This is a genomic window from Williamsia sp. D3 (assembly GCF_000506245.1).
Taxonomy (GTDB): Bacteria; Actinomycetota; Actinomycetes; order Mycobacteriales; family Mycobacteriaceae; genus Williamsia; species Williamsia muralis.
Window position 1 is genome coordinate 69,766 of sequence record NZ_AYTE01000006.1, and the last position, 23,815, is coordinate 93,580.

The 23,815-nt window shown below is 64.8% G+C and carries 25 protein-coding genes; 13 read left to right on the plus strand and 12 right to left on the minus strand.

Translation table 11 applies throughout. The features are described from left to right. Positions 1–780, minus strand: a complete 780-nt coding sequence (locus W823_RS35830) for an SDR family oxidoreductase (protein WP_031331492.1) — start codon at positions 778–780, stop codon at positions 1–3. 126 nt (positions 781–906) lie between these two features. Between W823_RS35830 and W823_RS35835 the strand changes: the two genes are divergently transcribed. Both W823_RS35835 and W823_RS35840 read left to right on the plus strand, forming a co-directional pair. Continuing rightward, positions 907–1,779, plus strand: a complete 873-nt coding sequence (locus W823_RS35835; RefSeq protein WP_023955449.1) for an LLM class F420-dependent oxidoreductase — start codon at positions 907–909, stop codon at positions 1,777–1,779. A 312-nt stretch (positions 1,780–2,091) separates the two neighbouring features. Beyond that, positions 2,092–3,645 (plus strand): HNH endonuclease signature motif containing protein, encoded by a 1,554-nt coding sequence (locus tag W823_RS35840; protein ID WP_081729642.1) that lies wholly within the window; start codon positions 2,092–2,094, stop codon positions 3,643–3,645. A 36-nt stretch (positions 3,646–3,681) separates the two neighbouring features. Here the strand turns inward: W823_RS35840 and aroQ are convergent, their stop codons facing one another. Both aroQ and W823_RS0128060 read right to left on the minus strand, forming a co-directional pair. Continuing rightward, positions 3,682–4,284, minus strand: a complete 603-nt coding sequence (gene aroQ, locus W823_RS56335; RefSeq protein ID WP_023955453.1) for a gamma subclass chorismate mutase AroQ — start codon at positions 4,282–4,284, stop codon at positions 3,682–3,684. Between the two features lie 150 nt (positions 4,285–4,434). Then, positions 4,435–4,857 carry a hypothetical protein gene (locus W823_RS0128060; RefSeq protein ID WP_031331497.1) on the minus strand — a complete coding sequence of 141 codons (423 nt, stop codon included), beginning with the start codon at positions 4,855–4,857 and terminating at the stop codon, positions 4,435–4,437. 277 nt (positions 4,858–5,134) lie between these two features. Here W823_RS0128060 and W823_RS35845 point away from each other — a divergent pair, with 277 nt between their 5' ends. From W823_RS35845 to W823_RS56340, 8 genes are read left to right on the plus strand one after another with little or no spacing between them, the layout of a single operon-like run. After that, positions 5,135–8,038: a Na+/H+ antiporter subunit A gene (locus tag W823_RS35845; RefSeq protein ID WP_023955457.1), complete on the plus strand. Its 2,904-nt coding sequence runs from the start codon at positions 5,135–5,137 to the stop codon at positions 8,036–8,038. Then, the gene (locus W823_RS35850; RefSeq protein WP_023955459.1) at positions 8,035–8,601 is read left to right on the plus strand and encodes a Na(+)/H(+) antiporter subunit C; all 567 of its coding nucleotides are present in this window, start codon (positions 8,035–8,037) and stop codon (positions 8,599–8,601) included. Before W823_RS35845 ends, W823_RS35850 begins: the two co-directional genes overlap by 4 nt. Continuing rightward, on the plus strand, positions 8,598–10,211 hold the full coding sequence (locus W823_RS35855; protein WP_023955462.1) for a Na+/H+ antiporter subunit D: 1,614 nt from the start codon (positions 8,598–8,600) through the stop codon (positions 10,209–10,211). The genes W823_RS35850 and W823_RS35855 overlap by 4 nt, the downstream gene beginning before the upstream one ends. Further along, positions 10,208–10,969, plus strand: a complete 762-nt coding sequence (locus tag W823_RS35860) for a Na+/H+ antiporter subunit E (protein WP_023955464.1) — start codon at positions 10,208–10,210, stop codon at positions 10,967–10,969. Before W823_RS35855 ends, W823_RS35860 begins: the two co-directional genes overlap by 4 nt. After that, entirely contained in the window at positions 10,966–11,229 is a 264-nt protein-coding gene (locus W823_RS35865) for a monovalent cation/H+ antiporter complex subunit F (protein ID WP_023955466.1), read from the plus strand. Before W823_RS35860 ends, W823_RS35865 begins: the two co-directional genes overlap by 4 nt. 2 nt (positions 11,230–11,231) lie before the next feature. After that, on the plus strand, positions 11,232–11,564 hold the full coding sequence (gene mnhG, locus W823_RS35870) for a monovalent cation/H(+) antiporter subunit G (protein ID WP_023955468.1): 333 nt from the start codon (positions 11,232–11,234) through the stop codon (positions 11,562–11,564). After that, on the plus strand, positions 11,564–12,601 hold the full coding sequence (locus W823_RS35875; RefSeq protein ID WP_051406370.1) for an AarF/ABC1/UbiB kinase family protein: 1,038 nt from the start codon (positions 11,564–11,566) through the stop codon (positions 12,599–12,601). Before mnhG ends, W823_RS35875 begins: the two co-directional genes overlap by 1 nt. After that, complete coding sequence (locus tag W823_RS56340; RefSeq protein ID WP_051406371.1) at positions 12,595–12,951, plus strand: hypothetical protein; 357 nt, start codon at positions 12,595–12,597, stop codon at positions 12,949–12,951. The genes W823_RS35875 and W823_RS56340 overlap by 7 nt, the downstream gene beginning before the upstream one ends. Here the strand turns inward: W823_RS56340 and W823_RS35880 are convergent. The 4 genes from W823_RS35880 to W823_RS35890 form a co-directional block, all read right to left on the minus strand. Beyond that, positions 12,941–14,023 carry a glutamate--cysteine ligase gene (locus W823_RS35880; RefSeq protein WP_023955470.1) on the minus strand — a complete coding sequence of 361 codons (1,083 nt, stop codon included), beginning with the start codon at positions 14,021–14,023 and terminating at the stop codon, positions 12,941–12,943. The two genes, W823_RS56340 and W823_RS35880, sit on opposite strands and share 11 nt — an antisense overlap. A 56-nt stretch (positions 14,024–14,079) precedes the next feature. Then, complete coding sequence (locus W823_RS35885; RefSeq protein WP_031331500.1) at positions 14,080–14,760, minus strand: superoxide dismutase family protein; 681 nt, start codon at positions 14,758–14,760, stop codon at positions 14,080–14,082. Between the two features lie 104 nt (positions 14,761–14,864). After that, positions 14,865–15,485, minus strand: a complete 621-nt coding sequence (locus tag W823_RS0128070) for a LytR C-terminal domain-containing protein (protein WP_023955474.1) — start codon at positions 15,483–15,485, stop codon at positions 14,865–14,867. A gap of 99 nt (positions 15,486–15,584) precedes the next feature. Further along, complete coding sequence (locus tag W823_RS35890) at positions 15,585–15,932, minus strand: DUF3263 domain-containing protein (RefSeq protein WP_023955476.1); 348 nt, start codon at positions 15,930–15,932, stop codon at positions 15,585–15,587. 153 nt (positions 15,933–16,085) lie between these two features. Here W823_RS35890 and W823_RS35895 point away from each other — a divergent pair, with 153 nt between their 5' ends. Together W823_RS35895 and W823_RS35900 are read left to right on the plus strand one after the other, a co-directional pair. Continuing rightward, positions 16,086–16,694, plus strand: a complete 609-nt coding sequence (locus W823_RS35895; protein ID WP_023955478.1) for a peptide deformylase — start codon at positions 16,086–16,088, stop codon at positions 16,692–16,694. A 38-nt stretch (positions 16,695–16,732) separates the two neighbouring features. Beyond that, on the plus strand, positions 16,733–17,695 hold the full coding sequence (locus W823_RS35900; protein ID WP_023955480.1) for an N-acetyltransferase: 963 nt from the start codon (positions 16,733–16,735) through the stop codon (positions 17,693–17,695). A 40-nt stretch (positions 17,696–17,735) separates the two neighbouring features. On the opposite strand, the gene W823_RS35905 is transcribed toward W823_RS35900, so the two are convergent. Next, on the minus strand, positions 17,736–18,167 hold the full coding sequence (locus tag W823_RS35905) for a hypothetical protein (RefSeq protein WP_023955482.1): 432 nt from the start codon (positions 18,165–18,167) through the stop codon (positions 17,736–17,738). An 89-nt stretch (positions 18,168–18,256) separates the two neighbouring features. On the opposite strand from W823_RS35905, the gene W823_RS35910 reads away from it, so the two are divergent. Then, entirely contained in the window at positions 18,257–18,829 is a 573-nt protein-coding gene (locus W823_RS35910; protein ID WP_023955484.1) for a hypothetical protein, read from the plus strand. A 209-nt stretch (positions 18,830–19,038) separates the two neighbouring features. Here W823_RS35910 and eutC read toward each other — a convergent pair whose 3' ends face one another. From eutC to W823_RS35930, 4 genes are read right to left on the minus strand one after another with little or no spacing between them, the layout of a single operon-like run. Next, positions 19,039–19,764, minus strand: coding sequence for an ethanolamine ammonia-lyase subunit EutC (gene eutC, locus W823_RS35915; protein ID WP_023955486.1), 726 nt, complete (start codon positions 19,762–19,764; stop codon positions 19,039–19,041). After that, positions 19,764–21,185, minus strand: a complete 1,422-nt coding sequence (locus tag W823_RS35920) for an ethanolamine ammonia-lyase subunit EutB (RefSeq protein WP_023955488.1) — start codon at positions 21,183–21,185, stop codon at positions 19,764–19,766. The genes eutC and W823_RS35920 overlap by 1 nt, the downstream gene beginning before the upstream one ends. 4 nt (positions 21,186–21,189) lie before the next feature. Then, the gene (gene eat, locus W823_RS35925; protein ID WP_023955489.1) at positions 21,190–22,599 is read right to left on the minus strand and encodes an ethanolamine permease; all 1,410 of its coding nucleotides are present in this window, start codon (positions 22,597–22,599) and stop codon (positions 21,190–21,192) included. 33 nt (positions 22,600–22,632) lie between these two features. Then, positions 22,633–23,814, minus strand: a complete 1,182-nt coding sequence (locus W823_RS35930) for a N(5)-(carboxyethyl)ornithine synthase (protein ID WP_023955491.1) — start codon at positions 23,812–23,814, stop codon at positions 22,633–22,635. Between the last annotated feature and the right edge of the window lies 1 nt (position 23,815).

Consider the following 23,815-nt stretch of genomic DNA (forward strand, 5'->3'; position numbering starts at 1 on the left):
CTACAGCGTTGTCGCGATTCCGCCGTCCACCGGTATCACTGTGCCGGTGAGATAGGAGCCCGCCCGGCTCGTCAGGTAGACGACGGCGCCGACCATATCGTCCGGACGGCCGATCCGCCCCAATGGCGACGCGGCCTCGATCTCGGCTCGGAGGTCTTTGAGGATGGGCGCCATCATCCGCGACTCGAATGGTCCGGGCGCTATGGCGTTGACGGTCACGTGACGCTCGCTGAGATCGCGGGCCAGGTGGCGCGTGAGCTGATGTACGGCGGCCTTGCTCGCCGAATAGGAGTAGGAAGCTGTGCGCGGCACGCGAATTCCGTCGATGCTGCCGATCATGACGACACGCGAAGGATCGTCTGCGGTGGCCGTTCGCTCCAGCATCGGAAGCAGGGCTTGCGTCAGGACAAACGGTGCCCGAACATTCAGATCCAGGACGCGGGACCATGCCGAGTCGGGGAACTCGTCCAGCGGGGCACCCCACGTGGCGCCGGCGTTGTTAACCAGGATGTCCAGACCGTCCACCCGGTCGGCAACTTTCTCGGCCAGTTCACGACAGCCTTCTGTCGTCGAGAGATCGGCCTGGATCGCCATCAAGCCGCCGGCCTCGGCCGCTTCGAGAGCCGGCTGCTTTCGTCCTGCGATGACAACGCGTGCGCCGTGTTGATGCAGTCCGTGGGCGATCATCGCCCCTATACCGCTGGTACCGCCGGTGACCAGCGCAGTCTTGCCTGCGACGTCAAATAGGTTGCGGCTCATACCCTGAGTCACTTCAGTCATATCTTCAGGTTCTATCATCCGGGCGGGGCTTCCCGTGCCGGTTCGAGCGCCCCGGTGGCAGCAACGGCTCAGGGTAGGACTGTCAGTCCCTGACTAGGTCCCACGATCGCGGATACCGTGGCGACCATGGAACTCGGATTGCACATCGCGGACTTCACCTACCCTGCCGGACCGTCCGGACTGGCGGACGATCTGGTCACCATCGCGCAAACAGCTGAGGCGCAGGGATTCGCCAAGCTCAGCGTGATGGACCATCTCTGGCAGATCGGCCCCGTCGGCCCTGTCGACACCGACATGCTCGAGGCCTACACGGCGCTCGGCTACCTGGCCGCGGTGACCGAGAAGGTCGACCTCCTCGCCTGGGTGACGGCCACCGTCTATCGCGAGCCCGGACTGCTCGCAAAAGCGGTCACGACTCTTGATGTGCTGTCCAAAGGTCGGGCCTATCTGGGCATCGGCGCGGCCTGGAACGAGGAAGAATGCGTGGGCCTGGGCCTGCCGTTCCCGAGCACGGCCGAGCGGTTCGAGCGCCTCGAAGAGACCTTGCAGATCTGCCTTCAGATGTGGAGCGACGACAACGGCGCCTACGACGGCAAGCACTACCGTCTCGGAAGCACACTCAATGTGCCACAAGCGTTACGCCGTCCTCATCCGCCCATCTTGATCGGCGGCAGTGGCGAAAAGAAGACGTTAAGGATGGTCGCTCAGTATGCGCAGGCGTGCAACCTGTTCGGCGGACCCGATGTGGAACACAAGCTCAATGTGCTTCGCTCGCACTGTGAGTCACTCGGCACCAACTATGACGCGATCGAGAAAACCGTCATGTTCCCTCTCGACCCGGGGTCAGATGGCGCGAACGTCGACGAGCTGCTCGGGCAACTCAAACCACTGGCAGATCTGGGTGTCACCCACGTTCACGGCTGGGTTCCGGGGGTTGCCGAGATCACCCCACTGGAGATCCTCGGCGACCGCGTCATTCCCGTGATCGCAGACTGGTAGGGCGAGGGCCCGACCGGGTCGCGGGCATACGGACACTCAACGCAGACAAGGGCTTTTCTAGACCACCCGCAGTAGCCCACTCGCCGAGTTTGCTCTCAGCCGGTACCATTCTGCGTTCAAATGATGAACGCAGCTTCTGTTGTAGCGCAGTAATTCTCGAGCACTAGAAGGGCGGGCTAGCGCAGTTTCAGGGGCAGCGTGCAGTGGTCTCACAGTCACCATCGAGCACCATCGAGTTCGAACATACATTCGACAACTTCGGATTCTATTGCTAGACTGAGGTATCGGGTTCGAGGGCTGGGGGGCTTGTCGATGAGTGATTCGGTGACGGTGGATCCACCGCCGATGCCGGTGTTGGTGGGGTTGTATCGCGATCTTGATGCGGTGTTGCAGCGGATTGCTGGTGCGTCAGCAGCTGATGTTGATGATGTGCAGGTTGCGGAGTTGGTGCGGGTGAACGAGAGAGTTGTCCGGACACTGACCTTTCAGGGCCTCAAGCGGTTGCAGGAGGTGAATGATCGAGGCTTGTTTCGCAAGGCTGGTCATTCGACGTTGCACCGGTTTGTGATGAGTGAGTTGCGGGTGTCTCGTGGTGATGCCTCGTCGCGGTTGAAAGCACTCGATGCTGCCGGTGTGTTGTTGTCGATGCAGGGCGAGCCGCTGCCCCCGAAATGCCCGGCCGCCGCGGAAGCGTTGGCCGAGGGTGCGATTGGTTTGGCGCACATGGATGTGTTGCTCAAAGTCCGCGACAAAATCCCGCACAAATCTGCACCGGAAGTGTATGACGTGGTCGATGCGTGGATGACCGACAACGCCCGCACCCTGGGCCCCAACGAACTTGAAGTGTGTGGACGGGAAGTGTTGGCGCGAGTTGATCCGGACGGATCACTCACCGACGACGCCGACCGCAAACGCAACCGGGGCCTATCTGATGGTCCTCAAGGGTTGGACATGATGGCCAAAATCAGTGGCAATCTCGACCCGGCGACGTTGGCGTTGTTTCGGACGGTGATGGATGTATGGGCAGCACCGGGTATGAACAATCCTGATGATCCGAACTCACCGACCGGCGCTGCTGACGATCCGACCATGGATCCGGCGATCATCGAGGCTGCCGCGGGGCGCGATTCCCGGAGTAGAGCCCAACGTCAGCACGATGCATTCAAAGCGATCCTGAAGACCATCCTCGAGTACAAACTGCTCGGTACCTCCCACCGTGGCCTACCAGTGCAGGTCATCATCACCATGACCAAACAGCAGCTTGATGAGGCCGCAGGCATCGCCCGCACCGCCTCCGGCGTTGATATGCCGGTCAAGGACGCTGTCGAACTCGCCGCCCGGGTGGATTGGTCGCTGGCAGTGTTCGCCAACCACTCCGCCGACGTCCTCTACTTCGCCCGCGCCAAACGCACCGCCCAGCAAGGCCAACGGATGGCCTTGTTCGCCAAAGACCGAGGCTGCACCAGCCCCGGCTGCCGTAACCCGATCTCCTGGACCGAAATCCATCACACCACCGCCTGGGCCGACGGCGGACACACCGACATCGACGAACTCGCGCCTGCGTGTCCGCCTCACCACAAGATGATCGGACCCGGCGAGGATCAATGGCAAACCATCATGCTCACCGACGGCCCCGACGCCGGCCGAGTCGCCTGGATCCCACCCACATACATCGACCCCGACCAACAACCACGCATCAACCGGGCCCACCACACCGACCACACCATTGAAGCGGTATGGCAGAACATCATCGCCGAACGACAACAAGCACTCGACGAACGCGAACAACGCATGCAGCTGCAACAGCGAAGTGCTCCACCGATTGTGGGTTCCGAATCAGACGACGATGCAACGCATCTCGAATAAGAACCTCGACGAGAGCGATCCGGCCGCACACCCATCTCAGCAAATATGTTGCACTGCAACCCGCATCGCCGTCACGATGCTCGGAATCATTGCGGGATCGCCGGCATCGGCGATGACCCGTGCAGCGGTCGGACCGCTTGCCGCGACTACCGACAGTTGGCAGAGCTGCGGTGATGTGTTCGCCGATCTCACCCCGGCAAGGTCGGTCAGAAGGCGTGATGAGATGCTGTCGAGCTTGGCCCGTAGATCCGACAATGGCGGGTTCGGGATGGACAACTGCGCTTGGTCCGATAGCGTCCATGTGGAGAAATACGCGTATTGAACACCGGTCGCCGCCTGTACCTGATCGGTGAAGAACGCAGCCACCCGCGCTCGATCCAGCCCGTGAGCGGACGCTGAGTCCGACGCGGCCTGGATGACCGCGGCCGCGCGAACAGGGTCGTTGATCGGGCTGCCGGAGTGCCACTTCGACTGGGCGACCTCATGGGCCACGATCAAACGGTCACCAATAGTGTTGACCAGCTGGACGACTGGATCATGGCCTACCGGCGTCGCATGGGCTGTTGGGCCCGCCAACACCGCACCGACTGCGGCCAGCGACATCACCAGGAACGACGCAACAATTTGTACCGCCCGCATTCTTCCTCCCGACCCGTCCAGCCCCATTCCATGCGACCGTACTCGCCGAGACCGAGCCCAGCGTTGCGAATTGCCGCACGCCGATCCTTCAGCCTTCGGCCCATTTACTGCGCTCGGCGGGCGCCGGGGCGCGACGACCGATGAGCAGTGTCAGCGTTGCGAGACGAGATAAGTGATCGACGTCGGGCCGCTCGGTGAGCCGGCCGTGGTCCCGATCACCACCGTGTAGCGCTTGCCGTCTTTGTCGGCTCCATACCCGGCGACGGTCTGGCCACCTTCTTGCCGACGGAACTCCTCGGTGAACCCCGCGTCGGTGAGGACCTTGCCTGCGTTGTCGAAGGGATTCCCTGCGTCGGGCTTACCGGCGACGGTGAGGTTCCAGCCCTCCTGCGCGGTCCCGCCCGCGGCGAGTATCGAACCCTCGATCAGCGGTACCTGATCCGGGAAATCTTGCGGCAAATTCACTGACCCGACCGTCGTGGATTCAGCCTCCTCGCTGTCTCCGCCACACGCTCCCAACACCAGCGCAAGACCCGTGATCATCAGCACCAAAACCACTCGCACCCGACTCATGCGAACAGAGTAGGGGGTGGGGTCCGGTTGCGCCCGATCGGCTGCGATCTTGTCGGGAACACCAACTTGTCCGTTTTGCGGTGACCAGCGGCGAGAGGCCATCTCGGTGGCCGCCTCATCCCCGAATACGGCACCTAGCAGCAGCAACGGTAGACTGGGTGACAACAAACCGGAGCTAATCCGTCTTCGGTGAACGGTCGCAGGCATTGTTCGGTGTGCCTGTCGCCGTTGTCACGACCCACCCGACACCCCGCCCATTCGATCGACGGAGTGCCTCTTGATCGCAGTCTTGGCCGCCTTGGCCATCACGGCTGTGCTGGCCCCTGCGATCATCACCGCCCTGGGCAGGCGCGGCTTCTACCTCCTCGCGCTCGCCCCGCTGGGCGGCCTGGTGTGGGTGGTGCTCAATTGGCCCGACGACGAACACGGCGTCCGGACGGAATCCTTCAGCTGGGTCCCTGCCCTGCAGATGAACATCGACTTCCGCTTCGACACCCTCGCGGCCGTCATGTCTGTTCTGGTGCTCGGGGTCGGAGCCCTGGTGCTCTGTTACTGCGCCGAGTACTTCAGTGAGGTGCGACGTCGGGTCGCCGGCTTCGCGGCCGAGATGGTGGCGTTCGCGGGCGCGATGTTCGGGCTGGTCATCAGCGACAACATGCTCGTGCTCTACATCTTCTGGGAACTGACCACGGTGCTGTCGTTCCTGCTGGTCGGTTTCTACGCCGTCCGCGCGACGAGCCGCCGCGCCGCCACCCAGGCCCTGCTCGTGACCACGGCCGGTGGACTGGCGATGCTGGTCGGCATCGTGATGCTGGGCGAAAAAGCCGGCTCCTACCTGTTGTCGGACATCGTGGCCGACCCCCCGGTCGGGTGGACGGTCACCGTGGCCATCGTCCTGATCCTGATCGGTGCGCTCAGCAAGTCGGCGATCTTCCCGTTCCACTTCTGGCTTCCCGGTGCCATGGCGGCCCCCACCCCGGTCAGCGCCTATCTGCATGCCGCAGCCATGGTCAAGGCCGGAATCTTCTTGGTGGCCAGGCTCGCCCCGGGCTTCTCCGACCTTGTGTCCTGGGACGTCTTGGTGGTCGGGCTCGGCTGCGCCACCATGGTCCTCGGCGGATTCCGGTCGCTGCGCGAATACGACCTCAAGTTGGTGCTCGCCTTCGGAACGGTCTCGCAGCTGGGGTTCCTGATGGTGCTGGTCGGCATCGGCGACGAGGATGTCGCGATGGCGGCGATGGCGATGTTGGTGGCCCATGCGCTGTTCAAAGCGTCGCTGTTCATGGTGGTCGGCATCATCGATCACTCCACCGGTACCCGCGACCTGCGCAAACTCGCCCGACTCGGTCACAGCACCCCTGTGTTGGCGGGCATCGCAGCACTCGCGGCCGCCAGCATGGCGGGCCTCCCCCTCACCCTGGGATTTGTCGGCAAGGAGACCGCCTTCGCCGAGATCTGGGACACGGGCGCCCTGAACGAGTGGCAGGGGCCGGTGGTGGTCCTGGTGCTGGTACTCGGATCCACTCTCACCGTCGCCTATTCGCTGCGATTCCTGTGGGGCGCCTTCGGTCGCAAACGCAAGGCCGAACCCAGCCCAGCGGTGGCGCGCATGCACCGTCCGAGCGCCGCGTTCCAGGCGCCGGCGGCGATACTCGCGCTCGCCGGGGTGGTCTCCGGTCCACTCGCCGGACTCATCGGCAAGCGCGTGGAGCCCTACGCCGAAACGGTGCCCAGCTACGACGAAGGCATAGCCCACCTCTCGCTGTGGCATGGCTTCAATCTCGCCCTCGGTTTCACGGCCATCGCAGTGGTCGCGGGTACCGCGCTGTTCCTCCTGGTGCGCGAACTCGGCCGGCTGGGGTTTGTGCGTCCCGCACTCGGTAACGCCGACAGGATCTATGACGCGGTGCTGCGCGGCGCGGACACCATCTCGATCAACCTGACCCGCAACACCCAGCGGGGGTCGTTGCCACTCACCCAGGGTGTCATCGTGATCACGCTGGTGCTCCTACCCACGATCGTCCTGTTTCTCGGGCAGCGGAACAGGCTGGAGATCAACGGCTTCGAGTCTCCCGTGCAGTTCGTGATCGGCGGGATCATGGTGGCCGCGGCGGTAGCCGCCACTGTCCTGCGCAACCGGCTCGCCGCCGTCCTCGTCGTCGGGGTCACCGGCTACAGCTGCGGCGTGCTGTTCGCCTTGCACGGCGCACCCGATCTCGCGCTCACCCAGTTCCTGGTGGAGACACTGACACTGGTCATCTTCGTATTGGTCCTGCGAAAACTCCCCGCCGAGGCGGAGAACCGCCATGCCACCGGGTTCAAGCCGTTGCGGGCCTTGCTCGGCCTGGCGTTTGGCGCACTGCTCGTGGTGGTCGGTCTGTTCGCGGCCGCCGCCCGCAACACAATTCCGATGTCCACCGAGATCCCCTACGCCGCATACAAATACGGCAACGGCTCCAACGCGGTCAACGTGCTGCTCGTGGACATCCGCGCATGGGACACCCTCGGTGAGGTGTCGGTCCTGATGGTTGCCGCAACCGGTGTCGCGTCGATGGTGTTCCGCCACCGCCGGTTCGGTGCTGCACCGCGTGTGGCCGATGCGACCAGAGCGGGTAGGCCCCGCCCCGAAACCGAGGGCGCGCAGCTGTTCGGGGAACGCACCACGTGGTTGCGCGGCAGCAACTTCCGCGACCCGCGCCACCGGTCGATGGTGCTCGAGGCCACCACACGGTTGCTGTTCCCGACGATGATCGTGTTGTCGCTCTACTTCTTCTACGCAGGTCACAACGCGCCGGGCGGCGGGTTCGCAGGTGGATTGACGATGGGTCTGGCCCTGGTCCTGCGTTACCTGGCCGGCGGCCGGTACGAGCTCGGCGAAGCGCTGCCCATCGACGCGGGGCGCATTCTCGGGGTCGGCCTCGGCCTGTCCGCCGGTACCGCTGCCGCGTCGGTTCTGCTCGGCGCGCCCGCACTGTCGTCGGCGACGTTCGAGTTCACGCTGCCGATCTTCGGCGACGTCAAGCTGGTCACGGCCCTGTTCTTCGACCTGGGTGTCTACCTCATCGTGGTGGGCCTGGTGCTCGACGTACTGCGCAGTCTCGGCGCCCGGCTCGACGAAGACAACCCACGGGTGCGTCGCGACGCCGACCAGTCCGAGCCCGAGGAGGTGGCGGCACGATGACCATCAACCTCGGCCTGATGATCGTGGTCGCCCTGATGGCCGCCTGCGGTGTCTACCTGTTGCTCGAACGCAGTCTCATCCGCATGCTGCTCGGACTGCTGCTGGTGGGCAACGCGATCAACCTGATGATCGTCACCGTCTCGGGAGCCATGGGCAATCCGCCGATCATCGGCCGCACGTCAGAGGGCCGCACCGGAGACGCCGATCCGCTGGCGCAGGGCATGGTGCTCACGGCCATCGTCATCACGATGGGCATCGCTGCCTTCGTCCTGTCGTTGGCCTACCGCTCCTTCATGATCAACACCGATGACGAGGTGGACGACGATCCCGAAGACCTCAAGGTGAAGTCACAGTCGAGCGCCACCGCACCCGACCGCGATCGCAGCGACGACCCGATCACCGGGCTCGACACGTTCCGGGGTGACCTGTTCGACGACGACGGCAACCCGCTCACCGACGAGCAACTGCGCGCCCGCGCCGAGTTGCATCAGACCGACCTGCTGCCCAGCGCCGACGACAGTGATGACTTCGAGCCGACCGACCGTGACGGTGATGGCCGATGACCTTGTCGCACGAGTGGTTCTCGACGCTCATCGTCGCGCCCGTCCTCGCCCCGATGATGGGCGCGGTGCTGACCCTGATCATGGGGCGGTATCCCCGATTCCAGCGTGTGGTCACGGTCGCCGCGATCACGGTCGCGTTTGTCGCCTCATGCCTTTTGCTCTATCTGACGAACCGCGACGGTACGTATGCGTTGCACGTCGGCGGTTGGGATTCCAAGGGCGGTGACCTCGGCCCTCTGGGCATCACGCTTGTGGCTGACCAGCTCTCGGCGCTGATGCTCGTGGTGTCCACCGCGGTGCTGCTCTGCGTCATGCTCTACGCCGTCGGCCAGGGTATCCGCGACGGCACCACCGAACAGCCGGTGTCGATCTTCTTGCCGACCTATCTGCTGCTGTGCACCGGCGTCTGCAACGCCTTCCTCGCCGGCGACCTGTTCAACCTGTACGTCTCGTTCGAGGTGCTGCTCGCCGCGAGCTTTGTGTTGCTCACCCTCGGTGCCAGCGCGGACCGGGTGCGCGCCGGCGTCTCGTACGTGATGGTCTCGATGGTGTCGTCACTGATCTTCTTGGCGGGCATCGCGTTTGCGTACGCAGCCACCGGCACACTGAATCTCGCGGAGATGGCGGTCCGGCTCGAAGATGTTCCCGACGGGACCAAAGGTGCGCTCTACGCAGTGCTGCTGGTGGCGTTCGGCATCAAGGCCGCGGTCTTCCCGCTGTCGACGTGGCTGCCCGACTCCTACCCCACAGCTCCCGCCCCGGTCACCGCGGTGTTTGCCGGCCTGCTCACCAAAGTCGGTGTGTACGCGATCATCCGCGCGCACACCCTGCTGTTCCCCGGCGGCGCAATGGACCGGGTGCTGTTGGTGGCCGGACTTCTCACGATGTTGGTGGGCATCTTCGGCGCCATCGCGCAGTCCGACATCAAACGTCTGTTGTCGTTCACGCTGGTCAGCCACATCGGGTACATGATCTTCGGCATCGCTCTGTCCACCGAGTTCGGTTTGTCGGGCGCGATCTACTATGTGGCGCACCACATTTTGGTCCAGACGACTCTGTTCCTCGTGGTGGGGTTGATCGAGCGGCAGGCAGGCTCGGCGTCACTACGACGTCTCGGCGGTCTGGCGGCCAGTCCTCTGCTCGCTGCCTTGTTCCTGATCCCAGCTCTGAATCTTGGCGGCATCCCGCCCTTCTCGGGTTTCATCGGCAAGGTGGCATTGATCGAGGCGGGTGTACAAGAGGGCAGCGTGCTGGCCTGGATCCTGGTGGCCGGCTCGGTGGTGACCAGCCTGCTGACCCTCTACGTCGTCGCCCGCGTCTGGACCAAGGCGTTCTGGCGGCCGCGCGCCGATGCCCCCGACGGCGAGATGGCCGATGCGGGGCCGGCAGCTCTTCTCGAGGGCTCGGCCGACGTGTCCTTCGACGACCGCGCCGACGTGGGCCGGATGCCGATCGGCATGGTGGTACCCACCATCGCAATGGTGGCTGCCGGACTCGTGTTGACGTTGTGGGCCGGGCCGTTCTTCGAGTTCACCGAATCGGCCGCTGCCGACCTGATCGACTCCAGCATCTACCTCGACGCCGTCCTGGGCGCAGGAGGTCCCCGATGACCGACAAACCCGACCCCGGACAGCGGCCACAACCGCCGGCTCCCCGAGGCCCCATCCGGGCGCACATGGTGAACGCCTGGCGTTACTCGGTGATCTTCCTGGCGTGGTACTCGGTGAAGACCTTCCTCTTCCTCAAGTCCCATATCCACATCAAGCGCTGGTTCGGCGGAAATGCGCGCGAAGTGGCCGTACGGCTGTGGACGATGGCGTGGTTGACGTTCGTGTGGGTGCTGCTGTGGGGTACCTACGACATCGCGACGGTGGTCAGTGGTCTCGGTATCGCACTCCTCGTGCTGATCGCGTTGCCATTGCCGCGCGTACCGGTCGAGGGCCGGATCCATCCGCTGACGATCCTCGAACTGGTGATCAGGCTGGTGTTCGACCTGTTCCGGTCGAGCCTGCAGGTGGCGTGGCTGTCGGTGCGCCCCGGCAAACCACCCTTGAGCGCGGTCGTCCGGGCACGCCTGGCCATCAAATCCGACATGGTGCTGACCCTTGCGGTCGACTATCTCAATCTTGTGCCCGGCACCATGGTCGTGGAGATCGACCACAGTCGCCGTCTGCTGTACGTGCACCTCATCGACGCGAGCTCACCGGAGAAGGTGAAGGCGTTCTATGGGCAGGTCGCCACCATCGAGAGGCTGTTCATCAAAGCCTTCGAGCGTGAGAGCGAATGGCACGCCAGTCCCTACCATGGGATCGACGATGAAGTCGGTGGCCAAGACAGCCAGGACCTTCGGAGCGGAGCGAAGTCATGAACGTGGTCTGGATGATCGCCGCCGGTCTGCTGTTGGCAGCATCGGTACTCACCACCGCCCGGATTCTCATCGGCCCGAACACGCTCGACCGCCTGGTCGCCCTGGACACCGGTGTCGCGATGGCGATGTGCTCGCTGGCCGTCTGGGCCGCATATTCGATGGATTCGACAGTGGTGTCCGGCCTCGTCGCCCTGTCGCTGCTGAGTTTTGTGGGCACGGTTGCAGTCGCCCGATTCCGCGTCCGAGACAACGAGGTTTAACGATGGTCTCCGACATCTTCGTCGCCGTGCTGGTGCTGTCCGGTTCAGGTCTGGCGTTCACGGCATCGGTGGGCATCTTGCGATTCCCCGACACGCTCACCCGCATGCACGCCGCCACCAAACCGCAAACCCTCGGTTTGCTGCTGGTCCTGATCGCGGCGATGATCCGTCTCTGGGACACCGTTGATTTCGGAATGCTGGTGTTGACCGGGATATTCGCGCTGATCACCGCACCGGTGATCGCACACCGCGTCGGCAAACTGGCTTATCAGGAGCAACGGGTGCGAGACGACCTGATCGACAGCAGCGAGCTCGAATCCCCCCGCAGCGACTGATGACTGGCGACGATCAGCTTCCCCCGACCTCTCGTGTGCGCCGCGGGAGTGAACTGGGAAAGGTGGCCGCCCATTCGGTTGCCAGGCGCGTCCGCTCGCGGGCCGCCGGGGTCGGTGCCACACCCGATGAACGGCGCTCGCGCGCCGAACTGGATGCCCTCGCTGCCGCAGACGAACTCATCACCGTGCTCGGGTCGATGAAGGGCGCTGCGATGAAGGTCGGCCAGTTCCTGTCGATGATGGACCTGGGCATGGTGCCGGCCCACGCGCGTGACGGCTTCCACCGCAAGCTCGCGATCCTGCGCGACAACGCCCCTCAGGTCTCCTCGGAGACGATGCTCGAGGTTGTCCGAAAAGAGCTCGGCTCGAACATGTCCCACATCGAGTCCATCGATCCGGCTCCTATTGCTGCTGCTTCCATCGGCCAGGTCTACCAGGCCAGATTGATCGACGGGCGCGACGTGGCGATCAAGGTGCAGTACCCGGGCATCGACCGGGTGGTCCGGGCAGACCTCAAGAACCTCGCGATGGCCCTGCGGCTTTACAAGGGCCTGCTGCCGACAGTGGACCCCCAGTCGTTTGTCCGGGAGATCTCCGGGGACATGTTGTCGGAGCTGGACTATCGGGCCGAGGCGGCCAATCACCGTCGTCTCGCGGACCGCTACGCCGGGCACCCGTTCATCCAGATCCCCGATGTCGTCGAGAGTCTGTGCACATCAAAGATCCTCACCTCCGAGCTGATCACCGGGATACCGTTCGACGAGATCACCACCCTCGACGCCGACACACGAGACCAGGTCGGCGAGGTGATCTATCGCTTCTACTGCGGCAGTATCCATACCGACGCCACCTTCTGCGGCGATCCACACCCGGGAAACGTGATGCTCGCCGACGACGGCCGGGTTGCGTTCCTCGACTTCGGATCCTGCAAGACCATGTCGGCCGCGCCCGGGACCTGGAACGCCGCGCGGTCATCGCGGCTCGCGCCGGGGATGCTGCCGAAGTGGCTCAAGTCCTTCGCCAAGGACAGGTGCTGATCAGCGAGGAGGCCATCGATGACGCCGACGTGCTGTCCTACGTTCGAGACGCCACCTGGTGGCACATGGACGACGCCGAACTGACCATCACCCCGGACATCGCCAACGGCGTCATGATCTCCGCGGTGCACCCGGCCACCGAGTACGGCAGCGCGGCGCGAGAACAGCATTTCCCCGAAGACAATTTGATCGCGCGCCGCGTCGAGTTCTACACCTGCGCGATGCTCGGGCAACTCCGGGCAACGGCGAACTGGTGTCGGATCGAAGCCGAATGGCTGACCGGGGCCGAACCCGAAACCGAACTGGGTCAGATCGATCTGTGGTGGCGACGGCGGACATTCAGCGATTGAGTTCGGAGACAACCTGATCGACCACGGCCACCATGTCTCCCGTGTCGGCGAATGTACGCCGCTGCCGCTGGTACGAGCCCCCGTGGCCGGGGATGTCGGCAACCGACGCCAACTCGTCGGCGCACCCGAGGTCGACGGCGACGGGAGTGAGGCGTTCGAGCATGTCGTAGAGGTCGTCCGTCACCAACCGCTCGTTGCAGTCCGAGTCGGTGATGATGATCGCGTCGAGTCCGTAACGGGCTGCGCGCCATTTGTTTTCCTGCACAAGCCAAGGCGCCATGTCGGGCAATGTCTCCCCGGCATCGAGGCGCCGATCGAGATCCACCACCAGGCAGTGGATCAGTGCCACGAGCCCGGCCAATTCGGCGATGGTCGACACGCCGTCACACACCCGGATCTCGACGGTACCGAGGTTCGGAGAAGGCCGGATGTCCCAACGGATCTCGTTGAGGTTCTCGATGATGCCGGTGGTCATCTGGTCACCGACGAACTTCTCGAACTCGCTCCACCGCTGGAACTGGAACGGCAGGCCGGCCGTGGGCAACTGCTGGAACATCATCGCCCGGTTGCTGGCGTACCCGGTGTCCTGCCCCGACCACATCGGAGATGACGCCGACAGCGCCAGCAGATGGGGATACTGATTCAGCAGCGACGACACGATGGGCAAGACCTTGTCGCGATGATTGATCCCGACGTGAACGTGCACACCCCAGATCAGCATCTGCCTGCCCCACCACTGGGTCCGCTCGATCAGCTCGGCGTACCGCGGCGACGGGGTCAACTGCTGGGTGGACCACAGTGCAAACGGGTGGGTACCTGCGCCGAACAGATCCACACCGAGATCGTCGGCGATCAAACGAACCACCGACAGCGACTCTTCGAGGTCTGCGATCGCCTCACCCGTGGTGCGGCAGATACCCGTCACCAGTTCAACGGTGTTGCGCAGCAGTTCCTTGTGGATCCGATCGCCGGAACTGGGATTGTCCAGTTCGCTCACACGCTCGAACAGCTGCGCCGCAGAGTTCGACAGATCTCGCGTCTGCTTGTCGACAAGCGCGAACTCCCACTCCACGCCCAGAGTGGGCCGCGGGGAAGCGTTGAAATCGATGGAGCGAACGTTGTTTATTCTCAGCTCTTTTCGATGACACCGCAGGCGATCCGCTTGCCCGCGTCTCCGGTGGCGAGGGTTTCCTCATCAGGGGCGGGAGCGTACTTGGTGGGGATGTTGCCGAAGTTGTCCGGCTTCTCGTGGATCATGATCGAGGTGTCGATGATGTCCTCGATGCTGAAAGCGTCACTGGCAGTGGTGGTCTCGCCATTGCCGGCCTCGTCGATGAAGATCGAGACCAAGTCGCCGCTGGCCGGATGCCCGGAGTGGCCCTCGACCTGCAGGTGGCCGCCCGCGGAGAGGAAGTCGCCGGCCGCGCCCCCGGTGGGAGGCGTCGAGTTTGCTTCACACTTGCCGACAGCGTGCAGGTGCATGCCGTGGAACCCCGGGGCGAGGTTCTCGGCCTTCACACTCACGATCACCGAACCCTCCGCGGTGGTGAACGTCGCCTTGCCTGCCGGTTCGCCGCTGGGGGTCTCGAGTTCGGCAGTGGCCTCGCCGCCTTCGCTGGGCGCACCGATCGCGCCCACATCCTCGGGTGCCGGGTTACCGGTGAGCACACTCGGGGTGGTTCCCTTGGCGTCGGTCGGCTCTTCGTCCGGACTGCAACCCACAACGAGCAGCGCGACGGCTGCGGCGGGTGCCACCAGCGCGGCGATTCGCCGGGTGCCGGTCAAGTTCCTGAGCGAACGCTGCGCCATGGTTGAGCTCCCTTGCAGTTGGCGGTCGAGTGCAGTTCTACCGTTGGTAGTAGTCAGCGAAATCATATCGGTTCCCCGCACACGGTTCGCTGCCGGTTGAGTGGCTAACGCGTCACGACGATCAGGACGAGGCCACCCTGACATTGACTGAAGGCGGCCGGACGGGGATCCACCGAGATGTCGCCGCCGAGTTCTTCAGCCAGCTGCTCGGCGTACTCCTGCTGCGTCCCGGTGTAGAAGATGGTGTTCTCGGTGATGCTGGCCGACTGCAGATTGGACGGCGTCGCCGTGGTCCAGCCCGCATCGTCGACGAGCTTGCGATACGTCTGCCCGAGCCCGCCGACTGTGCCGGCGTTGAAGATGCACACGCGCGGCCGGTCGGGGTCCACCGATGTGGACGTGCTGCTGCTCGCAGACGTCTCGGCGCCGCTTGAAGTGGTGGTCGCTGGTGACGACGATGTGGGCTGGCGGCTCTGAGCTGCCTCGAGGCCCGCCTCGGGGTCGGAGTCACCGGTGGCTGCCGAGTGCCACCCGAGTCCGATGAACACCACTGCGATCGCCAGCAACAGCATCGCCCCGGCACGTAACGGCAGGTGCGCCGCCTCGGAGCGGGCCGGCGCGGGGGGCCGCGCACGACGCGAGCCCGATGTGCCCGAGTCCGGACTGTTCGTGCCGGTCCCGCTCGGGTCTTCCCCGGGCTGGTCTGGACGGTCGGACGTGGTCATTGGACCAACCTTACGAAACTTGCCAACCTTACGAAAATTTGCGGCCCGACTGACCGACAGGGCCAAAGGCGCCGAGGGCGTGGCGGGTCGGCACACCCATCAGGTGACGTCGAACCCGAGCCGGCGAGCCGCCCGGGCCTTCTGCCGGCTTGCACGGAGACGACGGAGTCGCTTCACGAGCATCGGATCTGCGGCCAGCGCCTCCGGCCGGTCCACCAAGGCGTTGAGCACCTGGTAATAACGGGTCGCGGACAGGCCGAATAGTTCTTTGATGGCCTCTTCCTTGGCACCGGCATACTTCCACCACTGCCGTTCGAAGGCCAAGATGTCATGCTCACGCCGAGTCAATCCGTCGGCCCCGACCTCGCCCGGACCGAGCTCTGCGTGGTCTTGGTGTGAGTTGTCCGCCTGCCCGGATTGCTGGTCTCGCGCGGTTGCGCCGTCCATCTCGCTCCCTTGAGAATCGGTCCTGCTCCACCCCGTCGCCACACCGGAGTTCGTCGCTATCAACGGTGTGAATTACAACAGTGTGGTTCGCAGTACATCTAACCACGCCGCCAAAGGAATTCGCGCGATGGCGTGCCGAGTAATCTGACCCCCATGGCAATTCTTCCCATCTGCATCGTCGGTGATCCGGTGCTGCACAACCCGACTGAAATCGTCGCATTGGACGCCGAGGGCAAGGCCCCCGCCGACGTGGCCGCACTGCTCGACGACATGTACGAGACGATGGATGCCGCCAACGGTGTCGGACTCGCCGCCAATCAGGTCGGTGTCGCCAAGCGCATGTTCGTCTACGACTGCCCCGAGGGCGACGGCCGCACGGGTCCTCGTCGTCGCGGCGAGGTGATCAATCCCGTCCTAGAGACGTCGGAGATCCCCGAGACGATGCCCGACCCCGATGACAACGACGAGGGGTGCCTGTCGGTACCGGGCGAACAGTTCCCGACCGGCCGGGCCGACTGGGCCAAGGTCACCGGGGTGGACCGCAACGGCGACCCTGTGGAGATCGAGGGCAAAGGATTTTTCGCCCGGATGCTCCAACACGAGACCGGGCACGTCGACGGTTTCCTGTACACCGACGTGTTGATGGGCCGCAACGCCCGCGCGGCCAAGAAGACCATCAAGCGCAACGGCTGGGGGGTGCCGGGGCTCTCCTGGCTACCCGGCGAAGACGCCGATCCCTTTGGACATGATGACGAGGACTGACCGCATCGGTCGGGTCGGCGTGTGACCGGCCGCGGCACGTGAGCACCCCGTCACCCGGGGATCGGGTGGTGGTCCGCTTCCACAAGGGCCCCGGCGCCCCGGCCGACTGGCGCGCCGACGAGTCGGCCACCTTGAGCGATGTCACCGGGGTGCTGGAGTCGAGCGATTCGTCCGTACTGGTGGTCCGGCGTGGTGACGAGTCGGTCCGGGTACCCGCCTCGTTGGTGCAGGCCGTCAAGGTCCTGTCGATCAGACCGGTCCGGAACTCCGAGATCCGTTCGCTCGAGGTGGCCGCGGCCCGAGGCTGGCCCGGCCTCGAGTGGGAGATGATCAGCGGATGGCGCGCCCGGGCGGGCGGCGGGTTCAGCCGGCGTGCCAATTCGGCGGTGCCGCTGGAGATGGGCGCAAAGGTAGATGGCGAAACGATCGAGCTTCTACGGCAGTGGTATGCCGAGCGCGATCTGCCGCTGAAGCTGGCTGTGGTGACACGGCTGATCCCGGGTTCGCATGTGTCGGTCGACGACTACGTCATCACGGTCGAGACACTCACCGCTCCGATCGGCGTATTGGCATCGTCCCCCGACCATCCGGTCGACATCACCGACAGCCCCACCGAACGATGGGCTGCGAAATACTGCGCCGCACACGGTGACTCCGACGCCCCACTGGCCGCTGCCGTGGTGTCCGCGGTCGACGGCGGCACCCTGGCGTTCGCGGGCATCCACGACTCCGACGGCGCACTCGTGGCGATCGGCCGAGGGGCAGTGACCGACGGACTACGTGACGATCGGTGGCTTGGCCTCTCGGCTCTGTGGACCGCACCCGAGTGTCGGGGCCGCGGGCTCGGACGGTCGATCCTCACCGCACTGGAGCAGTGGGGTGAGGCGCAGGGCGCCACGTCGATCTACCTGCAGGTCGAAAGCGGGAACACGACAGCTCGGGAGTGGTACCGCCGCTTAGGTTTTGGCCTGCACCACAGTTACGGGTACATCGACTACTGACGCCCCCGCCGAGAGGGTCCTTTTCCCGTCGACCGCGAGATCAGGACTTGAAGCGCGCCACAAACCGGCGCTGCCACGGGGTCTCGACCGCTCGCGGCGAGTATGTGGCCCGCACGTACGCCACCGCGTCGGCTGCGGGCACCCCATCGATGATCGCCAGGCACGCCATCGCAGTACCCGTGCGACCGTATCCGCCGCCGCAGGCGATCTCCACCCGCTCCGACATGGCGCGATCCCACACCTCGTGCAACGCCGACCGGAAGTCGACCGGGTCAGCCGGCAGCCAGAAGTCACGCCACCGCACCCATCGACTCCCCCAGTTCATTGCGGGAGGCCTGGCCCCCAGCAGGTACAGCCCGAAGTCGGGGACTGCTTCAGAGGTTGTGTCGTGTCGCAGACCGCGACCGCGAATCACTCGGCCCGACGGCAGGCGCATGAGGCCTGACTCAGAGTTCTCCCAGGTGAGGGGCATACCGCGAGCCTAGCGCTCCGCCGACAGCGAACGACCTCGACGGCGGTCTGTAACGGTGTAATCATGTAATCACCTACCAAGGAGACATCATGAAAAACGAACACCGAGGCTCGCGCGGTCCGGGAGCCGGACGCCGCGGCGGCTGGCAACAGGCCGAACTACCCGACGCCGGCGACGCTGCCGCCTGGTTCGCCGGACGACTTCCCGACAACTGGTTCTCAGGACCTGTCGAGGTCACCGTCGACCGAGACGAGATCACCGTCATCGGCACACTCACACCGCCGGACACCGGCGACGAGGGGAACGCGGCTGCCGCAGCAGAGGGCCGGGCTTCACGTTTCCGAGAGGACACCCGCGGTGAACGGATGGCCATCGCCGACGAGGCACAGGCCCGTTATGCGCGCAAGGTGTCATGGGGCGTCAAGGTCGGTGACAAGCGAATCCTCTTCACCCACATCGCTATTCCAGTGATGACCCGGCTCCGCCAGCCCGAACGTCAGGTGCTCGACACTCTTGTTGATGCCGGAGTAGCCCGCTCCCGCGCCGACGCGCTGGCGTGGTCGGTCAAACTGGTCGGCGCGCATACCGACGAGTGGTTGGGCAAACTCCGAACGGCGATGGACGAGGTCGACAACCTGCGCGCCGAGGGCCCCGGGCTCTGACCCACCCACCCAATTCAATGACGACAACTCCGTCGACCGTGCCCTAACCGCCGCCGACCGTGCCGATATCCCCGTCGAGTGTGCCTTGTATGAGGAGCCGACGTACAGAGGTGCTGAGTAAGCAGTGAGAAGAGCACGCTCGACGCGAATTTGGGCACGCTCGACGGAAGCTAGGGCACGCTCGACGCGGGTTTGGCCCGCTCGGTGAGTTACTCGGTGAGGGCCCGGCTGTTGTCCTTGAGGTCCACACCGCTGCGCCCCAGCTTGCGGGCGCCTTCGACCAGCGCCGCGCAGACGCGTGCGGCGTCGGCGTACCCGAGACCTCCGGGCGGATGGATGTTCGATATGCAGTTGCGCATCGAATCCGCCCTGCCGGGCTCCGGGAGGTGGGTGAGGTAGATGCCCACACTGTCGGCCACCGACAGCCCCGGCCGCTCGCCGATGATGACGATCAGTGTCCCGACCTTTTGAGCCGCGCCGATGTGGTCGCCGAGGGCCACCCGCGCCTGGGTCGCGATGACCGGCGGAGCGAGCGAGTAGCGCGGTGCGAGAACGTCTTTGAGTGCCGAGAGCAATCCGGCTCCATGTTCGGACAGGGCAATCGGTGACAGCCCGTCCGCCAGGACGAAGCCGATGTCCGCGCCGACGTCCGAGACTGCCGTCAGGTCGTCCGGTGTGCGGCCCAGATCCGGACGCCTCAGGTATTCGCTGCGGTCGGATGCCTTGCTGGTGACCACGATGGGCTCGCCGAGACCCACTTCGGCCACTGCGGCCGCGAGGCCCCCGACATCCAGTGGCTGGTGCACCGCGTCGCGAGCGGCGGCATGCGCGGCGGCGAACTCCAGCACTCTGCTGGTGGGCAGCGAATCACCAGTGCGCCCCAACCCTATTCGAGCAGCGGTCCGTAAACGCAGACCGTCCCACAAATCGCTCATCAGGCCACCGGCCCCGTCAGACTGCGCAGCGGCGACGACTCGGGTGCCAGGTCGAGCACCCGACCGTCGGCTCCCAGCATTCCCACCTTGTCGAGCCACGCCTCGAACTCTGGAGCCGGCTTCAGTCCGAGCGTCCGCCGCGCGTACAGGGCGTCGTGGAACGACAGGCTCTGGTAGCCGAGCATCACGTCGTCGGCTCCGGGAACGGTGATGACAAACGGCACGCCGGCAACCCCCAGCAGGGTGAGCAGATCGTCCATGTCGTCCTGGTCGGCCTCGGCGTGATTGGTGTAGCAGACGTCCACACCCATCGGCAGCCCCAGCAACTTGCCGCAGAAGTGATCCTCGAGTCCGGCCCGCACGATCTGCTTGCCGTCGTAGAGGTATTCGGGACCGATGAAGCCGACGACCGTGTTGATCAGCAACGGATCCAGTTCTCGCGCAACGGCGTACGCCCGCGTCTCGAGGGTCTGCTGATCCACCGGCCTACCACCGGTTCCGAGGTGCGCTCCCGCCGAGAGGGCCGATCCCTGGCCGGTTTCGAGGTACATCACGTTGTCGCCGACAGTCCCGCGCGACAACGACCTGCCCGCTTCGTTGCCCTCGCGCAACAGCGCCAGATCCACGCCGAACCCCTTGTTCGCCCCCTCGGTTCCCGCGATCGACTGGAACACCAGATCCACCGGCGCACCGGCTTCCACCAAACCGATGGTGGTGGTGACGTGCGACAGCACGCACGACTGCACTGGGATCTCGAACCGCTGACGGATGTCGTCGAGCAATAACAGCAGTTCAGATGTGGCGTGTGGAGAATCGGTGGCCGGATTGATCCCGATCACCGCGTCGCCGCATCCGAGCAGCAGACCATCCAGGGTCGCCGCGGCGATCCCGGTCGGATCGTCGGTCGGATGATTGGGCTGCAACCGGGTGGCCAGCCGGCCCGGGAGGCCGATCGTGGTGCGAAACGCCGTCACCACCGAAATCGCCTTGGCGACCGCGATGAGGTCCTGGTTGCGCATCAATTTGCTCACCGCCGCAACCATTTCCGGCGTCAGACCCGGCGCGACGTTCCGGAATGTCGTCGCCGCGACGTCTGAGGGCCTGGCCGCAACCTCGAGCAGCCAGTCACGAAGACCACCGACGGTCATCGACGACACCGGCGAAAAGGCTTCGCTGTCATGCGAATCCATGATCAGCCGGGTGACCTCGTCGGATTCGTACGGCACCACCGCCTCGGACAGGAACACGGTCAGCGGAACGTCGGCCAGTGCCCACTGCGCCGCCGCCCGCTCGGTGTCCGACTCGGCAGCACACCCGGCCAACTCGTCGCCACTTCGGCGTGGAGTGGCCTTTGCCAGCAGCTCGACCAAGCCGTCGAAGGCGTAGGTGGTGCCGGCAAGCGTGTGTCGATAGACGGTCACACCCTCATTCCATTTCTTTGTCGACCTCGGCAAGCAGTGCGAACTCCTCGTCGGGCGAGGACGCCACCAGGTGCTTGCGGCTGTACAGGCCAAAATAGGCCATGAACGCGACAAACGCTGCCAGACACCACAAAGCTGCGGTGGTGTCGACCAGGAAGGTGGCGATCACCGATGCCACCGCGATGACCAGCGCGAATCCGGTGGTGACGATGCCTCCGGGCGTCTTGTACGGCCGTTCCATATCGGGCTCGCGAACGCGTAGCACGATGTGGCTCACCATCATCAACACGTAGCTCAGCGCCGCCCCGAACACCGCCATGTTGAGCAGGATCGCACCCTCGCCGGTGAAGGTCAGGGCGAACCCGATGACACCCGGGATGATCAGCGCCCAGGTGGGCGCCTTGCGGCTGTTGGTCACCGACAACACGGTCGGCAGGTAGCCCGCACGCGACAGCGCGAAGAGTTGGCGCGAGTATGCGTACATGATCGAGAAGAAGCTGGCGACCAGGCCGGCCAGACCGATGTAGTTGACGACGGTCGCGGTGGTGCCGTCGAGCGCGTCGACCAGCGGGTTGGCGGACTCCCCCACACCCTGGGCCCCGAGGGCCCCGGTGGCGAGGAACAACACCAGCGCGCAGGTCAGGAGCAGTACGCCCATTGCGGCGATGATGCCCCGCGGCACGTTCTTCTCCGGGTTCTCGGCCTCCTCCGCCGCAAGCGGAACACCTTCGATCGCAAGGAAGAACCAGATGGCGAAGGGAAGCGCAGACCAGATGCCCAGGTAGCCGAACGGCATGAAATCGGACGACCCTACGGCGTCGGGGTCGGGCGCGATGTCGGTGAGCAGACCCGCGTCGAACTTGCCGAGCGCGGCTATCCCGAAGATCACCAGGCCGACCAGTGCAATGGCGGTGATGACAAACATCGCCTTGAGTGCCTCGCCTGCCCCCACGAGGTGGATACCGATGAAGATCACGTAGACAGCCAGGTAGACCCACCAGCCGTCGGAGATGCCGAACAGGTCGAGCGATTCGACGTAACCCCCGATGAAGGTGGCGATCGCCGCAGGTGCGATGGCGTACTCGATGAGGATGGCCGTGCCCGTGGCGAAACCACCCCACGGGCCCATCGCCCGACGGGCGAAGGTGTAGCCACCTCCGGCCGCGGGCAACGCAGAAGACATCTCGGCCATGCCGAGGACCATCGCGAGGTACATCGCCGCGATGATGACCGAGGCGATGAGCAGTCCACCGAAACCACCCTCGAGCAGACCTGCATTCCAGCCGGCGTAGTCGCCGGAGATCACATAACTCACGCCGAGCCCGGCCAGCAGCACCCAGCCGGCCGTGCCCTTGCGCAGTTGACGTTTTTCGAGATAGTCGGAGGTTTCTGACCCTGCAACGGTTTCAGTCATGCCGCAAGGTATCCGGCGACTGAAACCGCACCGTTAGCGTGAGTTTTCGTACGTGTTTCGTCTTTCGGCCGCTTCCACCGCATGCGGGAATTCGGCGGACCGGTGCTGGAACGAGAGAATGCTCGGATTCTTGACGACACCCTCACGGATCTCGATTGCCCGGAACACGGTCGGGACACGGTCCCACGCTGCGGGCCCCTGCAGGATCGTCTCGAGATGCGGCAGCAGCGCCGAACTGATCTCCCACGTGGCCGAGTCCCACAGATATGACGGACTGTGGTCGACCGCGTAGTACAGAACGTTGTTGCCGACCATGAACGAAGGATCGGTGAAGGTGGTCGGCCGCGCCCAGCTGAAACCCATTCCCTCGTCACAGGACACGTCGACGATGATGCTGCCGGGCGCGAACCCAGCCAGATCGGATTCGTCCAGGAACGTCAACGGCATGTCGGTGTTCTGCAGGACGCAGTTGACAACGATGTCGTTGCCGGCGAGGAACTCGGCCACCGGGACCCGGCCGTCTGCCGACTCGGCCCACATGCCCTGGGGCTCGCCCGATTCACCGTGCTCGAGCTGGACGATCTGGGTCGAGTGGATGGGTGAGCCGACGGCCGCGACGTCGCGGTTCGTCAACACGGTGACGTCGTCGACTCCGTGGGCGTTCAGTGCGGTCACCGCACCACGCGCGGTGGCGCCGAATCCGATCACGGTCGCCTTGAGCCTGCGGCCGTAGTCCCCCGTCTTGCCTGCCAGTTCGAGCGCGTGCAGCACCGAGCTGTATCCGGCCAGTTCGTTGTTCTTGTGGAAGACGTGCAGCGCAAACCCGCCCTCGGCAGTCCAGTGGTTCATCGCCTCGAACGCGATCAGCGTCAGTCGCCGGTCGATTGCGACCTGCGTGAGCGCTTCGTCCTGCACGCAATGCGGCCATCCCCAAACCGTTTGTCCCACACGCATATCCAGAAGATCCGCAGCCTGGACCTTGGGGAGCAACACCACGTCACAGTCGGCGATGAGCTGCTCACGGGTGCCGATGTTGCCGACCAGCGGGCGCAGGTCGGCATCGGTCACCCCGAAATGCCGGCCATAGCCGTGCTCCAGCGAGATCCGACTCCGCACGCCCGGCTCGATCTTGCGGAAGTGCTGAGGATGAATCGGTAGCCGTCGTTCGTTTTCTTTTGCCGAGTGAGCGAGTATGCCGATCGAAAGATTCTGCAAG